General features: G+C 44.5%; 14 protein-coding genes. 5 read left to right on the forward strand and 9 right to left on the reverse strand.

What is annotated here, in order from left to right:
* The first annotated feature begins 22 nt into the window (after positions 1-22).
* Positions 23-1222, forward strand: a complete 1200-nt coding sequence (locus tag G343_RS0101235) for an RNA polymerase factor sigma-54 (protein ID WP_020006311.1) — start codon at positions 23-25, stop codon at positions 1220-1222.
* A 51-nt stretch (positions 1223-1273) separates the two neighbouring features.
* Here the strand turns inward: G343_RS0101235 and G343_RS0101240 are convergent, their stop codons facing one another.
* From G343_RS0101240 to G343_RS0101260, 5 genes are read right to left on the reverse strand one after another with little or no spacing between them, the layout of a single operon-like run.
* The gene (locus tag G343_RS0101240; RefSeq protein ID WP_020006312.1) at positions 1274-2155 is read right to left on the reverse strand and encodes a dihydrodipicolinate synthase family protein; all 882 of its coding nucleotides are present in this window, start codon (positions 2153-2155) and stop codon (positions 1274-1276) included.
* Positions 2148-3560, reverse strand: a complete 1413-nt coding sequence (nhaC, locus tag G343_RS14125; RefSeq protein WP_020006313.1) for a Na+/H+ antiporter NhaC — start codon at positions 3558-3560, stop codon at positions 2148-2150. The genes G343_RS0101240 and nhaC overlap by 8 nt, the downstream gene beginning before the upstream one ends.
* A gap of 21 nt (positions 3561-3581) precedes the next feature.
* Entirely contained in the window at positions 3582-4325 is a 744-nt protein-coding gene (locus tag G343_RS0101250) for a hypothetical protein (protein ID WP_020006314.1), read from the reverse strand.
* Positions 4326-4335: 10 nt separating this feature from the next.
* Complete coding sequence (locus G343_RS0101255) at positions 4336-5340, reverse strand: proline racemase family protein (RefSeq protein ID WP_020006315.1); 1005 nt, start codon at positions 5338-5340, stop codon at positions 4336-4338.
* Positions 5337-6512 (reverse strand): NAD(P)/FAD-dependent oxidoreductase, encoded by a 1176-nt coding sequence (locus G343_RS0101260; protein WP_020006316.1) that lies wholly within the window; start codon positions 6510-6512, stop codon positions 5337-5339. Before G343_RS0101260 ends, G343_RS0101255 begins: the two co-directional genes overlap by 4 nt.
* Before the next feature lie 140 nt (positions 6513-6652).
* Between G343_RS0101260 and G343_RS0101265 the strand changes: the two genes are divergently transcribed.
* From G343_RS0101265 to G343_RS0101280, 4 genes are read left to right on the forward strand one after another with little or no spacing between them, the layout of a single operon-like run.
* Positions 6653-8020: a sigma-54 interaction domain-containing protein gene (locus G343_RS0101265; protein WP_020006317.1), complete on the forward strand. Its 1368-nt coding sequence runs from the start codon at positions 6653-6655 to the stop codon at positions 8018-8020.
* 53 nt (positions 8021-8073) lie between these two features.
* Positions 8074-8349 (forward strand): (2Fe-2S)-binding protein, encoded by a 276-nt coding sequence (locus tag G343_RS0101270; protein WP_020006318.1) that lies wholly within the window; start codon positions 8074-8076, stop codon positions 8347-8349.
* Positions 8346-8669: a (2Fe-2S)-binding protein gene (locus G343_RS0101275; protein WP_020006319.1), complete on the forward strand. Its 324-nt coding sequence runs from the start codon at positions 8346-8348 to the stop codon at positions 8667-8669. The genes G343_RS0101270 and G343_RS0101275 overlap by 4 nt, the downstream gene beginning before the upstream one ends.
* Position 8670: 1 nt before the next feature.
* Positions 8671-9855 (forward strand): NAD(P)/FAD-dependent oxidoreductase, encoded by a 1185-nt coding sequence (locus tag G343_RS0101280; RefSeq protein WP_020006320.1) that lies wholly within the window; start codon positions 8671-8673, stop codon positions 9853-9855.
* A 95-nt stretch (positions 9856-9950) separates the two neighbouring features.
* Here the strand turns inward: G343_RS0101280 and G343_RS0101285 are convergent, their stop codons facing one another.
* The 4 genes from G343_RS0101285 to G343_RS0101300 all read right to left on the reverse strand — a co-directional run bounded on the left by G343_RS0101285 (position 9951) and on the right by G343_RS0101300 (position 14883).
* Positions 9951-11396: an alanine/glycine:cation symporter family protein gene (locus G343_RS0101285; RefSeq protein WP_020006321.1), complete on the reverse strand. Its 1446-nt coding sequence runs from the start codon at positions 11394-11396 to the stop codon at positions 9951-9953.
* Positions 11397-11596: 200 nt separating this feature from the next.
* Positions 11597-12811: a diaminopropionate ammonia-lyase gene (gene dpaL / locus G343_RS0101290; RefSeq protein WP_020006322.1), complete on the reverse strand. Its 1215-nt coding sequence runs from the start codon at positions 12809-12811 to the stop codon at positions 11597-11599.
* A 248-nt stretch (positions 12812-13059) separates the two neighbouring features.
* Positions 13060-13803: an SDR family NAD(P)-dependent oxidoreductase gene (locus G343_RS0101295; protein WP_020006323.1), complete on the reverse strand. Its 744-nt coding sequence runs from the start codon at positions 13801-13803 to the stop codon at positions 13060-13062.
* A gap of 267 nt (positions 13804-14070) precedes the next feature.
* Positions 14071-14883 carry a hypothetical protein gene (locus G343_RS0101300; protein WP_020006324.1) on the reverse strand — a complete coding sequence of 271 codons (813 nt, stop codon included), beginning with the start codon at positions 14881-14883 and terminating at the stop codon, positions 14071-14073.
* Between the last annotated feature and the right edge of the window lie 361 nt (positions 14884-15244).

Below are 15244 nucleotides of genomic sequence, written 5' to 3' on the forward strand. Positions count from 1 at the left end.
TATTACATGAGGGGATGTCTATATGATTAAGCTGGAAAATTTCATATCCAATGAAGTTGGCCTCTCTTTGAACAATTACATCTATCACTCTATCAGCCTGTTCAAATACTCCGCTCACGAACTGAACGATTACATCAGGAAAAAGTGTGAAGAGAATCCTTTAATCTGCATTGACGAGGAAAAAATACCGCTTTCTGTTCTGTCTTATCATAAGGATCAGAAATCTTCTGACACGCTTTCTGAAGTGTTTTCCTGCTTTAACTGTTCGTTGAAAGATAAGGAAAAGTTCATCATGAACCATATCCTCTATTCTCTTGACGCCAACGGATTTTTAAAAGCGGATACAAAAGAAATATCCCTGCTGACAAATACTTCTGAATCCCTGGTGAAACAACTGATTGAGGCATTGAAGTCATATGATGAGTACCGGGGCATCGGCTGTTTCGATACATTTGATTATTTGAAATTTCAATTAGAGCGACAGGGGTTATATGATGAAATGCTATTTGATGTTTTCACTACCAATTTAGAAGATATCAGGAATCGGAATTTCGAATTTCTGAAAGGACTCAGTGCGGACAAGGATGAACTGCTGGATTATGTCACACTGATTACTGAATCCTGTGACTTATCACCGATTGTGTCAGAGGATGTATCCTTCATTGAGCCTGACGCCTCGATCATAAAAGATGGGACGGGGTTTAAAATTTCAATCAATGATTATCTGTCTGAAGGCATTGAATTTGAGCCGCTGGCTCTTGATAACGCAGACGAGGCCTTTGAGAAGAAAATTCAGAAGTACAAGCAGGATTTTGAAGAAATGTCTTCGATTTTAAATGCCCGGCGGGTTTATTTGACGGATATATTGACGATTATTGTGCACACGCAAAAAGACTACTTACAAGGCCACAGCGGCTTTCTGAAGCCGCTGGATCAGAATGATCTGGCGGATGCAACCGGTTTAAGCCCCGCGACAATCAGCCGGCTTTTGACCAATAAATTTGTTGCTGCACCCCAGGGTACACTCCCCATTCAGTCGCTGCTGTCCAGGGAATACAAGGATAACCTTTCTGTCAGCTATGTTATGTATCAGATCAGAAACCTGGCTGATTTTGACCAGATGCCGGACAGTAAGATATCCAGAAGCCTTCATAATTTAGGAATCTCAATTTCCAGAAGGACTGTAAACAAGTATAAACATCAAATACTGAACCATATATAAGTTTATCAGCGGATAAGCCTGAATTCGGACTTACCCGCTGATTTTTGCTGATCAATCCACTGTCTGCATCAATTTCTCAAGTTTTGTGATTTCCTCTTCGTTCAGACCCAGCCGCGGTTTCCTGGAAGGGCCGCCATGCAAGCCTTTCAGGTCCATCGCTTTTTTGACGATCTGCACATATTTCCCAGAATCCTCCAGAAATTCACATAACGGCAGCAGATCTTCATTCAGCGCTTTAGCTTCCTTATATTTCCCCGCTTTAACTAGTTCATAGAGTCTGGCCGCACTGTTAGGTGCGATATTCGCTGCCACGGACACCCACCCGGTGGCGCCCTGCACAAATGATTCAAATGCCAGATCATCCGAACCACAAAATAATCCAAGATCCGAGTGGTCTGCAACCGCTCTGACTTTCAGGATATCACCGCTGGATTCTTTAATGTACTGCACTTTATCAAGTTCCTGGTCTATTTTGAATATCGTTTCATTTTCGAGATTCACATTGGCTGTGAATGGGTTGTTATACATCATGATGGGTGTGCTCACCTGGTCGTTGACATCTTTAAACTGATGGAATGACTCCTCCTCCGTCGGTGTCTGGTAGAATGAGTTGATGACGAGCAGCCCGTCTGCATGATTGTCTTCTGCATGCCTGGCGTACTCGATGATTTTACTTGTCCGTTCATCAGAAACCCCGACGATCAGCTGTGTATCCGTATCTTTCACCATCGGGCCAATCAGCTCGACAATCTGCTTCTTCTCCGCCTCGTCCATGGAAGCAAACTCTCCTGTACTTCCGACAATCACGATCCCTGCAGCATTCTGGTCCAGATAATACCGCACATTTTCTTTCATGCCCTCGTAATTGACTGAATGATCCATGTTCATCGGCGTAATCAATACCGGGAATGCACCTTCAAATTGTTTATTCATATTCTTTATCCCTCTCCCTTTCCTCTTCATCTTTTTCCATTATAAATAATCCAAGATAACCATAAATCAGAGTGATGATAATAACCAGGAAGCCGTACCAGAAGAACGGGATATATGCCAGTGTGGCAACCCCCAGCGTTGCTGCCATATACACCCCGCCATCAGCCCAGGGGACCATTGGCGTGGTAATGGTACCGCCCGCTTCAACATTTCTCGACATTAATGTCCGGCTGATATTGTTCCGGTTATAGTTTTCTTCAGTTATTTTCGTGCCGGTGATGGGCGTCACATATGCCGCTCCACCAAAGAATGCACCAAAAAACGCTGCAATCATAGTGGTTAATGTCAGATGACCTGTGTTTGTAGCCCATTTGGAGAATACATCCCCGAGCACGGTAAATGCACCGATGACCTGGAGCAGACCCCCGACACCGAGCGCCAGAAGGATCAACAGAATAACCTCCAGCATGAACGTGATACCGCCGCGGCTTAACAGATTGTCGATAAAGGCAATGCCTGTATTCTGCTCGCTGCCTGTGTAAAGTGTCTGAATCGCTTCGATAAAGCCATATCCCTGGAACCAGGCTGCCCATAAGCTGCCCAGCAGCGCACCGAACAATATCACCGGAATCGAAGGCAGTTTAAATGCCAGCATAATGATGACGATGACAGCCGGTATGAGCATAAACCAGGAGGTGTTAAAATTTTCTTCAAGACCGATGATCGTGTTTTCAGCTAATGTAAGATCACCGCTGCCGTCATACATGATGACCCCGACTATCCAATACAATATTGCCGCGATGACAAATGCCGGGATAGAGACATAGGACATGGATTTGATATGCCGGAACAGATCCACTTTGGAGAGTGATGCGGTCATGACCGTTGTATCAGACAGCGGTGACATTTTATCGCCGACATAACAGCCGGAAATCGCCGCACCGGCCACCAGGGGTAGCGGCAGACCAAAGCTTTCACCAATGCCCATCATGGCAATGCCGGCAGTTCCGGCAGAGCCGAAAGAGGTTCCTGTGGAAAGCGCTGTGATCGCACAAATGATCATCGCTGCCATTAGAAATATCCCCGGGCTGATGATATTGAGCCCGTAATATATCATGGTCGGTACAATGCCGCCGGCAATCCATGAACCGATCAGGGCGCCGACAGAAATCAGGATGAGTGTGGCGCCCAGCCCTTCGTAAATTCCCTTTAAAAGTCCTTTCTCCATTTCAAGATACGTATATCCCAAGTAGATGCCGAATGCCATGATCATAAACCAGACGACAATCAAAGCCAGCTGGATCGGCAATTCCAAAATAACGATTGAACCAAACATGATGACGATGAATAACACCATTATGGAAAGCATTATCCTGACACTTGGCAGTTTCTTCTCTCTTGCCATTTTCCCATCCCCTTGTAAGATTTATTTGATGACAAAGCCCTGCTGATAAATATCCGTGTCATCCACATAGAATTGAGAATTCGATATGAGATGATACGGATGCCCGAGCCGGCCATCCTGAATGCTGATATCCGCCCCGTTGAAGATGCTGATCTCATGCCACTCGAATTTATGATTAAGCAAGGACAGCACCTCCAGTACGGGGTGCGCTAAAATATCCCCATTGCGGTTTGCTGCAATATGCTGTGTGTCATGCTCGAGTACCAAATAATCATAGTTACTGTCTGTCTGCTTATTTATTTCTTCTTTAATTGCACTGATGTTATGAATTTCCAGCTGCAGATCTGTCTCAACAGTTTTGATGCGTTTATGATTGATTGTGTAATCTGTACCGTTATGCTTCACTTCAAATAATGCGGTTGTGTTCAATTCCTGATGTTTAAATGTCTTTACTGAACCATTGATTTTTATGCTATATTCACTTTCCGTTTTAATCCTGTGCCGATCCAACAACGCCCTCAGGCACACCTTCAGCAGTATATCTTCATTCTCTACCCCTGTCACCGACGCCAGCGTGACGTGAATCAGCGAAGGTGTCTCCTTGAATGTCAGCAGATTCATATACTTATTGCCACGAGGTTCATTCAAAAGCAACTGATTTAGATCAAATCCATCAGGACTCACTTTCATTTCATCGAATTCAATGATTCTCAGCACCTGACCGTATATATGAATATCAAACCCATTCACCACTTTCACAATCATTTCCCCACCTCTATATCTCCGGTATTAATAAATATCCTGCCTGCAGCGGGTCGTCCGCATCCATATATAAATCATGCCTGCCCATAATCCATGCTGAACCCGTAATCGAAATCCTGTGGTATGTGAATTCATCTCTAGCTTCAGAGCTGATGAGGCTGGCTTTGAATTGTGATCCTGTAATACTTTCATGGATAAAAACGTCATCCCTCATAATTTCTCCATTTTCATATAGTGTAGCTGCTTTTGCGCAGGTGCCCGTGCCGCAGGGTGAACGGTCAATGCCTCCGGGCGGCACAACGACCGTATTTTTGACAATATTCCCGTCACGATACAGTTCCATATGGGTCAGCTTGTCGATAAACGGGAACTCCGGGTGCCTCACTTCATGGATTTCATTGATAATGTCCCGGATAGCCATCGATGTGCCAACAATCTCCTGAGACTCAGACACATCCAGTGCCAGCCCTAAATCACCGGCTCTGAGTATGCCGTAGAAATTACCGCCGTAGGCGATATCCACTTTCACATTCTTATGAGATTTATAATCGACATAGACAGTCATCAGATGGAACGAATCCGTACTGATGAAAGTGACTGTTTGCACTTTCCCATTTTCCACTTCGCATTCAGCTTCTACGATGCCTGCCGGTGTATCCAGCACAACAGACGTAAAGGGTTCTTTCCTGTCGACGTACCCCATTTCCACGAGTGCAGTACAAGTACCGATGGTATCGTGACCGCACATCGGGAGATAACCGCCGGTTTCTATGAATATGACACTGAAGTCTGCCTGCGGTTTCAACGGCGGCAGTAAAATCGTCCCGCTCGAGATGTCATGTCCTCTGGGGGGATAGACGAGAAACTTTCTGATATGATCATGATTCTCTTTCATATCCATCATCTTTTCCTGTATGGTTTCTCCCGCGAGCTCAGGCATCCCGGCCAGCACCGTACGTGTCGGATTGCCGCCCGTATGGGTATCAATGGTTACAAATTGTTTCGCTTTATACTTCAACCGCCCACCTCCTGAAATCTGTTGATGTCAAGCGGGCTGAGATCGTCTTCAAGGGAATCGGTCACCATCTGCGACATCCACAGCCCGGTGACTGCCGACAATCCGATGCCGTCACCCTCATGTCCCGCGGCAACAAAAAATCCTGGCACGCTGGTTTCGGACATGATGGGCAAATGGTCCGGTGTCCATGGCCTCAATCCCGCATAGCTGTGAATGATATTGACGTCCTTCATCGCTGGGAAATATTCAATCGCCCGTTGGGCAATCAATCTGATGACCTTATGATTCACTGTCGTATCAAAACCCGCAAATTCACGGCTGCTGCCGAGCAGGAAATTCTGGCTGTGGGTCGCCTCATGAACCAGGGCGACACCATAGCGGTTCATCTCTTCATGCGCTTTCCGCTCCTTTCCGAATTTCGTCATCAAGTATCCGAACTCCTGAATCTTTCTCGTCCCCATGAGATCAGTTCTTGAAGAAACCAGTATATGCCCTTTCCTTGGCCGGATCGGCACTTTAATATCAAGATACGCTGCGACTTCTGGTGCGCAGACCCCTGCAGCATTGATCACCTGCTTTGCCTTGAACACCTTTTCATGAGCGGACACCAGGAAAGTATCATCAGCTTTTTTAATGCCGGTGACAGGCGTATGCTCATATATATCAAAGTCATGGTGCCCGGCCTGATTGAGTAACGAGAATGTCAGCATATAGGGATTCAATGTCGAATCATTCGTACATTCGATGCCGCCGGCCAAATGATCCGAAAAATATTTGGAATCATTGTTTAAGTCCTCCTTGGAAAGTTTTCTGAAAAATTCATGCTCCCCATTTTCGGCATTATGCTGATCCACCCACCTGTATCCCTGCGCCAGTTCATCTTCATTGGCACACAGGAAGATACTGCCCGGTCTCCGGTACTCAAAATCCATTTCCAGTTCTTCGGATAAATCCTGGATCAGACCCTGGCTTTTCATCGCCATATAACTGTCAAAACCAGTTTCTTTATCAATCAGCAGCACATTGCCGTCACACTTCGAACTTGTGCCGGCTGCCGCAGTTGCCGCTTCCAGCAAGGTGACCTTCATCCCTTTCCTCGCGGTATAATAGGCAATACTGGCACCGATGACACCACCGCCAATAACCAGAACATCGCTTAAATCTGTCGTCAAATTTCCACCCCGCTTTCTCTATCCATACATAAGAAATTTATATGCCAGGGTCTTAGATACTGAACTCCCATTAAATTTGATTCAATCTGTTAAGAAATATATAATTATTATCAATAACTTAACAGAAAGGTGTGGATCTTATGCTGGATAAAGCAATAGTGAATGAACTCATCAATTTTCATAACCACTCTTTCACCATTATCGACAAAGCGGAAAACGTCATCTACTGGAGTGAGAGGGCCGCAGAAATTTTTGATATGAGTGTGGATTATGTCGTAGGAAAGAAAATTACAGAAGTATTTGCTGAAGATAAATTGGTGATGCTTCAGTCCCTGAGGGAGAACAAACGGATAGAAAAGAAACAGCATCTGGCGACGAAAGACATATATGTGAATATCAAATCCGTGCCGATCTGTATAGATGGACGGGTGGAAGGGGCGATTGTATCGGAAGTCGATGTAACTGAACAGAAGAAACAGGAAGAACAGATCGAAGACTTAAAAAGTGAAGTGAATGTGCTTTCTGACAGTATGAATCAGCTGAACAACGGGGAAAGCTTCAGGAATATCATTTCACGCAGTGCGATGATGGAGCGGGTGAAATCCCGGATTGAAAAAGCAGCAGAGACCGATGCCACGATATTGATTACCGGCGATACCGGTGTCGGCAAGGAGCTGTTCGCAAAAGCCATCCATGACCTGAGTAAAGAAAAAGGAGACTTCATACCGATTAACTGCGGTGCAATTCCCAGGCATTTATTCGAATCTGAACTGTTCGGTTATGAAAAAGGCGCCTTCACAGGAGCGAACAGAAGCGGTAACACAGGGAAAATTGGACTTGCGGAAAACGGCACACTTTTTTTGGATGAAATCGGTGAAATGCCGGCAGATATGCAGGTGAAATTTTTAAGGGTCCTGCAGGAAAAACAGTACTTTAAACTCGGAGGCAATAAGGAAAAGCAGGCGGAATTCAGATTGGTCTCTGCAACGAATAAAAAAATTGCCGATCTGCTGGCTTCAGATGACTTCAGAGCGGATCTTCTGTACAGAATCAACGTCATCAACATTCAGATACCTCCGCTCAGAGAACGTCCTGACGATATCGAGTCCCTCTTCTTTTATTACCTTCACCGTATCTCAGAGAAGTATGGCACGCATCCCAGATACGCCAGCCGGCAGCTGCTCAGCCAGCTGAAAAATTATCATTGGCCGGGGAATGTCAGGGAACTGATCAATGTGGTGGAACGGCTTGTGATTTTCTCCAGTGAAGAAAATCTGGATTTCGACATCTTTGAACAGTATCTAACAGAAGTCGACGCGCATGCGCAGCACATGCCGATGCCCGGGACAGAGGATAATCTTGGACTGAAAGACTTTGTCGATAAAATAGAAGGTGATTATATCAGCCAGGTACTGACACAGAACGGCCACAATATTGAACAGGCGAGCCAGGCTTTAGGCATCAGCCGCCCGACACTATATGCAAAGATTAAAAAGTTCGATTTATAGCTGGCACATATTTTTCTTATTTAAATGTAAATCATTTAAAAGAAGGGATATTTATGCAGAATGACAATGATTTCATCGTATGCAGATGTGAAAATGTCTACTATTCGGAAATCTTGGATATCATAGAAAACGGAACGAATAATTCCAGGGAACTCAAACTGAAATCACGGGCGGGCATGGGCTTTTGTAATTCCAGAACCTGCGGTCCTTTCCTTGAAAAGCTCACCGGGGATCAAAACACGGAGGCGCCTTCCTATGTCCATTTAAAATCTCAGCCCCCGATCAGAACCGTTTCGATGGGCGCACTTTCAGAGGAGGATGAGCGATGACAGAAAGAATCACCTATCATAAAATTTTAGGCGAGATAAAACATAATCCCGTGCCGTTCAACTGGAATGATCAGACGCTCTACGGTAACGCAGGAGAAAGTTTGACTGCTGCACTCCTGGCCAATGGCATCCGTACCCTCCGATACCATGAGAAAGATGGCAAACCGAGAGGATTGTACTGCAATATCGGCCATTGTTCAGAATGCAGATGCCTCATTAATGGCGTGAGAAACCAACGGGCATGTATGACCCCCGTGAGACACGGTATGAGCATTGAACAACAGACAGAACTCCCCCACCGTATCAAGGGAGGGCGTTGATATGTACGATACAATTATCATCGGGGCCGGTCCTGCCGGTCTCAGTGCAGCAAGGATATTGCAGCATTCACAAAAGGTACTGATCATTGATGAGTACTTCCATCCGGGAGGGAGACTGCTCGGCCAGCTGTATGAAGAGGAGAAAGGCAGTTGGTGGAACGGTCTAAAGATGGCTGATGAACTGTATGAAGATACCAAAGAGAAGACTGAGATCAAACTGAGCACCTCAGTTTATAATGTAGAATTCGATGAAACCTATACGGTTTATACAACAAACGGCAATTTCAAATCCGAACATCTGATTATTGCCACCGGCGCCAGGGAAAAATCCACACCTTTGCCCGGGTGGGATCTCCCTGGAGTCATGACAGTCGGCGCCGCCCAGGTACTGACTAATTTCAGCAGAGTCAAACCCGGCGATAAAGGTGTGATTGTTGGCGTTAATCCTTTGTCCATGGTCATTGGCCTTGAGCTCGGATATGCGGATATCGAAGTTGCCAAAATATGTCTGCCTCAGGAAAACCTCATCAACAGCGACACACCGCGAGAAGCATTGAATACCCTCATGTCGCTCGGCAAATCCGCACCGTCAAAACCGCTTTCCCTCGCCGCGGGCATTGCAGAAACGGCCAGGCCTTTCCATAGCACAGCCGTTAAACTGTTTCCTAAAAACGGTGTGAAAGCGATGGGAATGCCCATCTCCATCAAAGAAAAAATCATTCGCATCAACGGTACTGAAAAAGTCGAATCCGTCACCGTACAGAAAACGGATGCAGCAGGCACCTTGATTGCTGATACAGACAGAGTCATCGACTGCGATTTCGTCTGCCTCTCCGACGGCTTGGCACCATTGAATGAAATAGCCTCCCTGCTGGATCTCAAACACATATATTCGGAAGCACTCGGCGGTTACGTCCCGCTTCACAGCGAAAAGATGCAGACCGAGCTCCCCAACCTGTATGTCGCCGGGAATATTACAGGGATTGAAAACGCTAAAATCGCCATTTTCCAGGGGGAGCTGGCCGCCCATCAGATATTGAACAATGAGGCGCTCTCATTAAACACTTTGACGAAGATCAATAATGAACGGAAACATGCGAAAGTAAAGTTCCATAAGGATTTGGATGATGGCAAGAAGATGGTACAAAACTTTTGGAGTAAATTGGGAAAAAACCCTTCTCAATAATGAAAATCATATTCTCCCCAATGAAGTATTGAATCCGCTTCTCTTTCAAACAAATGAAGCACCATGTTCAGTCTTTTGACTAAAAACTACACCTGTTACTCCCGATGGGGACTTGAACTCTCTTCTTGTCCGCCCCAACACTCAGTATTTTTGATTTCCGGGTACTTTTCCACGTAAAATTTCGGATCTTTCCCTTGTTTTTTCTGCTCGGTGTAGTCCTTGAGTACGGTGACTGCTGTTTTCGTTAAAAACAGGATAACGATGATATGCAAAATGGCCATCAGACCCATGAATAAGTCGGCCATAGTCCAGGCAAGTTCGACAGTAGCAACGCCGCCAGCTACCCCGAGAATGAGGAATCCGATGCGATAAACAGTGAGCCAGTGACTGTTCGGACGCACAAATTCGATATTTGTTTCCCCGAAATAATAGTTGCCGAGGACAGAGCTATAAGCAAAGAACAAAAGAGCGATGGCGACAAAAGCGCTTGCCCATCCACCGACATGCTCACTCATAGCCGCTTGTGTAATCGCTGCACCTTGTTCGTCTGCAAGCAACGCATCGCTGGATAACAGTATAAGCAGTGCCGTACTGGTACAAACGAGCATGGTGTCAAAAAAGACGCCAAAGGATTGAAATAACCCCTGTTTAGCCGGATGGGAAACATTCGCTGACGCGGCCGCATTTGGAACGCTCCCAATCCCTGCTTCGTTTGAGAATAGTCCGCGGCGGGCGCCTTCCATAATTGCCGCACCAAATCCGCCGCCAATCATCTCAGAAAGGCCGAATGCTTCACTCACAATTTGACCAAGCAGTCCCGGCACTGCATCAATATTAATGACAACAACATAAAGTGCAATGGCCATATAAGCGATCGCCATAAATGGAACGACCAGCTGAGTCACTTTGACAAGTCGTTTAACCCCGCCGAAAATGATAAACGCAGTAGGGAGAGCTAGAATCAGTGCGAGGAGGAGACGGTCTGCCCCAAAGGCCGTTTCAAATGAATCAGTAATCGTATTCACCTGTAACGCATTAAAAACCATGCTGAATGTGATCACGATCAATATGACATATATGATGCTCAACCATCGTTTTCCCAATGCTTTTTCAATATAATACGCAGGGCCTCCACGGTAACGGTCGCCGTCTTTCACCTTATAGAGTTGCCCCAGGGTACTCTCGATGAATCCTGTAGCCATCCCAACCGCAGCAATCACCCACATCCAGAAAACCGCACCTGGGCCGCCAACTGAGATTGCGAGGGCAACCCCGGCAATGTTACCCGTCCCTAAACGTGCAGCAGAACTGATGGTAAATGCTTGAAATGCTGAAACCCCTGTGCCATCGCTCTTCTTTTCTGTGATGACACGAAACATTTCCGGAAACATTCGAATTTGGACAAAATTAGAGCGAATTGTAAAATATATCCCTCCAAGAATTAGCAGAGCAATCAGCACGTATGTCCAGATAAAATTATTCAACGTTCCAACAATATCCTCGAGAAAAGGAAACTCTAACACAAATTCATCTACAAACATTTATGTATCCTCCTTACAAAAGATTTTGATAACGCTCTCATTTAGTCTCAAAAAAATACGTGAAGCAGCGCTGAGGCCCGAGGGAAAACCAGTAAAATATTCAATATTCCCTAATTTCCCAATATTCCTTCTACCATAACATCATGTTATAGTATTCTTGTATAAATATCAAAAAATAATAAGTTACACTTTACTTTGTTTTAATAAAACCCTTCCCAAACCATATCCAGATAATGTTGGCGATCAGTATCTCCTTCCGTATTAATGGTCAATACTCTGGCATTCTCATCGAGATTGATCGCTGCACAATCTTCCTCTGAACCAGCACGCAGATGGTATAATAACCCTAATGGCACTGCGCCTGACTCTCCTGAGATAATACGTGGATCACTGTTAAGCGGATTACCCAGGATGCGCATACCTAAAGCAGATACACGATCACTGCAAGAAAAAGCGGCCGTTGCGTATTGACTCAGTATTCTAAAAGCACGAGGATTGGGTTCTCCACAGGCCAATCCCGCCATTATTGTAGCCATATCACCAGTTACAATTTCCATATCTCCATTCACACTGGAAAAGGATTGATAATAGCAATCCGCCTGATCGGGTTCCACAATTAAAAATGTCGGGGCATTTTCTTTGTAATATTGTTTAAAGTAAGCAGCAATCGCGGCAGCAAAAGATCCAACCCCCGCCTGTAAGAAAATATGAGTGGGGGGTTCAGCATTCTTTTCCTCCAGTTCCTGAATGATTTCATGTGCGATCGCTGCATATCCCTGCACAATCCAAAGCGGGATTTGATCGTATCCTTCCCAGGCTGTATCCTGAACCATTACCCAGCCATTTTCTTCTGCCAGCCCTGCAGTCATCCGCACGGTTTCATCGTAATTGTAATCGGTAATTTCAGCATGAGCACCTTCATCCCGAACTGCTTCTAACCGGGATGGCAAGGATCCTTTAGGCATATAAATCACTGACTGCTGTCCAAGTACTCTCGCTGCCCATGCGACACCCCGGCCATGGTTACCATCAGTTGCAGTGATAAAAGTAATATTTCCGATTTCTTCCCTCACCGCAGGGGATTGCAATTCTTGAAATGATAAACTCTCAATATCTCTGCCCAATTGATCGGCCAAGTATTTTGCTATTGCATAAATGCCACCCATCACTTTAAAAGCATTCAATCCAAAACGATGTGACTCATCTTTTACTTTGATATCAGCAATATTCAGATACTCAGCTAGATCTGGCAATGATTCAAGCGGCGTGTTTGTATACAATTCATGTTTTTTCTGAAAGTCCAGCACCTTTTTTATGTTATCAGTATTGAAATATGACAACTCCTGCCCGTTAAATTCTGGAGAAAAATTTTCATTTAAAACGTATTTATAATCCCCAGCCGGTATATTTACCATAACAACCATCCTTTCTGATATTATCCAGTGCTGTGATTTTGGTAGAATGATCTGAAGGACGCCTTAAGTATAATTGAAAAAGTACTGGAAGAAGTCTATATTAACGTAAATGTTAACGCCAAGGTGTTGACGAGTTATCCAAAGAAGCTTCAGATCATTCAACTGACTTCATAAGATAAACTCACTTAAATAACCTCCTGGAATGCAGGAGGTTATTTAACATCTCATATCAAGTTTATCTGACTGATTTAGCGTATCTGAGTTAACCCGCCATCAGCAATGAATTCGGTCCCGGTTGAATAACTGGATTCATCTGAAGCCAGATAGACAACCAAATCCGTAATTTCCTCAGGTTCAGCAAGACGCTTGAGCGGAACCATTTCCACCATCGCCTGAACCATTTCCTGGACATCTTCCTGCTCGGTCATAGCTGTCCGGATTATGCCTGGATGTACAGAATTCACACGGATATTATCTGCGCCGAACTCAGCAGCTGCCGCTTTGGTGAGTCCACGTACAGCAAACTTGGATGCGACATACGCACTGTTATCTGGGTTTCCAACAATCCCGGAAATGGATGAAATATTAACAATTGAGCCTTTGTCTGCTTTTTTAAGTGAAGGGTGTACATGTTTCATACCCAAGAAGATACCGTCCTGGTTGACTGTTATGGTTTTTTTGTAATCTTCATAGGAAGTCTCTTTAATCGAAGCAGAAGCGACAATGCCCGCATTATTCACCAAAATATTAATCGGTCCGAATGTATCTTCTGTTTTTTCAACAAGACTTTTCCAACTTGACTCGTCAGTAACATCCAACTCTACGAAAATGGCGTTTTCACCTAACGTTTCAGCTGCTTTCTCCCCATTAGTAGTGCCCAGATCCGCAATCACTACTTTAGCCCCTTCTTTGATAAATTGATTAGCATGAGTCGTTCCCATGCCACCCGCGCCGCCTGTAATCACTGAAACTTTACCATCTAACCTTCCCAAAAAATCACCCCTTTGATAATATAATGCTATTATAACATAAAATGTAAGCGCTTTCTATAAACTTGTTAAATTTTTGCAATTTAAAAAGCTGAGTCCAAATGGAACTCAGCCTTCATACTATCTTCTTATATAATACCGGTTAATCTACAACAGTTTTTCCCTGGTGAATTTGTTATAAGCCCAGCGAACCAGCAGAGCAGCCGCGATGAACATACCGATATAACCAAAGGTTGTGTGATTCTTCAATATGAATATGCAGGAAGCGTACTATTGACTTTTATTTTGAAGACGGCCCCAGTGCATTTCAAAATCGTCCACAACAACTGCCGGAACTGTAATTTGGCCGCCTATTGTGGATTCATAATCCAACAGGCCAAAGGAGGTCCCCATGATGGTGATATAGTCATCTTCGAGTATGCGGCCATCCGCCATTAGCTCTTTAGCTACTTCAATGTAGATCACCGTGTCGTAATTATCGTTTACCGCTAATCGCATCTGGTTATAAGTATCCCCTTCCATTACTTGAATGATTTTGCCATTGAATTTTACCTTTTCCCCTTCAAATTGATCCGGATTTCTGGCTAAATCTTCAAAAGTGATGCCTGTATCGTACCCCTGCTTCCTCTTTTCTTCTTCTTCCTGCTCTTTCTCCTTTTGTGCTTCTTCCTCTGCTTGTTTACGTTCTTTCTCTTCTTCTGCTTTCTTTTCTGCTTCTGCTTCCTCTCTTTCTTCTTTTTCCACTTCAGCTTTGTGCTCCCTATTTTCTGCCTCTGCTTCTTCCATTTCCTCGTAAGGCTGCATCTTTTCTTTATATGCTTCGAATTCCTGAGTGACGTTATCTAATTCCTGCTGAAGTGCTTCCCGTTCACTGTTACTTGTTTCCAGCTCCTGATTAATCTCTTCGTTCTCGGCCGATAAAGTATCACTCTCACCCTGGGCATTTGCCAGCTGGACAGAATTTGAAATGTACAATAGCAGACTGATGCTGAGCAACAGTAAAAATGCGGCGCATACAATAACAAATACTCTCCCGAGCTTACTCTTCCAAAAGTCTAATAGGACATTCAATTTTTCTTTCATTAAATAACCTCCTGCATAAAAGTCACTAACTTATGTAATCGAGTACAATTATACCAAATATTGCTAAATATGCTATACTTTATTTTATCTAATTTATTTCATTAAATTTTGTCAATCGAGTAGGGTAAGATAGCCTTACCCTCTCACACCACCGGACGTACGGTTCCGTATACGGCGGTTCAATTCACGTTGTTAACTATTAATAGTATTATAATATTCTAGACAGTTAACTAGCCCGGCTTGGGCTAGTTTTTCTTTTGATATAGCTCTTTTAAGACACGTTTTCGTAGCGACCCAAATATATCTGTCACCGCAATATGCGGTCAGTCTGGCTAAATCCTTTCCTATGCCGAGCTTCTTT

Source organism: Salinicoccus albus DSM 19776 (genome assembly GCF_000385175.1).
Classification (GTDB): domain Bacteria; phylum Bacillota; class Bacilli; order Staphylococcales; family Salinicoccaceae; genus Salinicoccus; species Salinicoccus albus.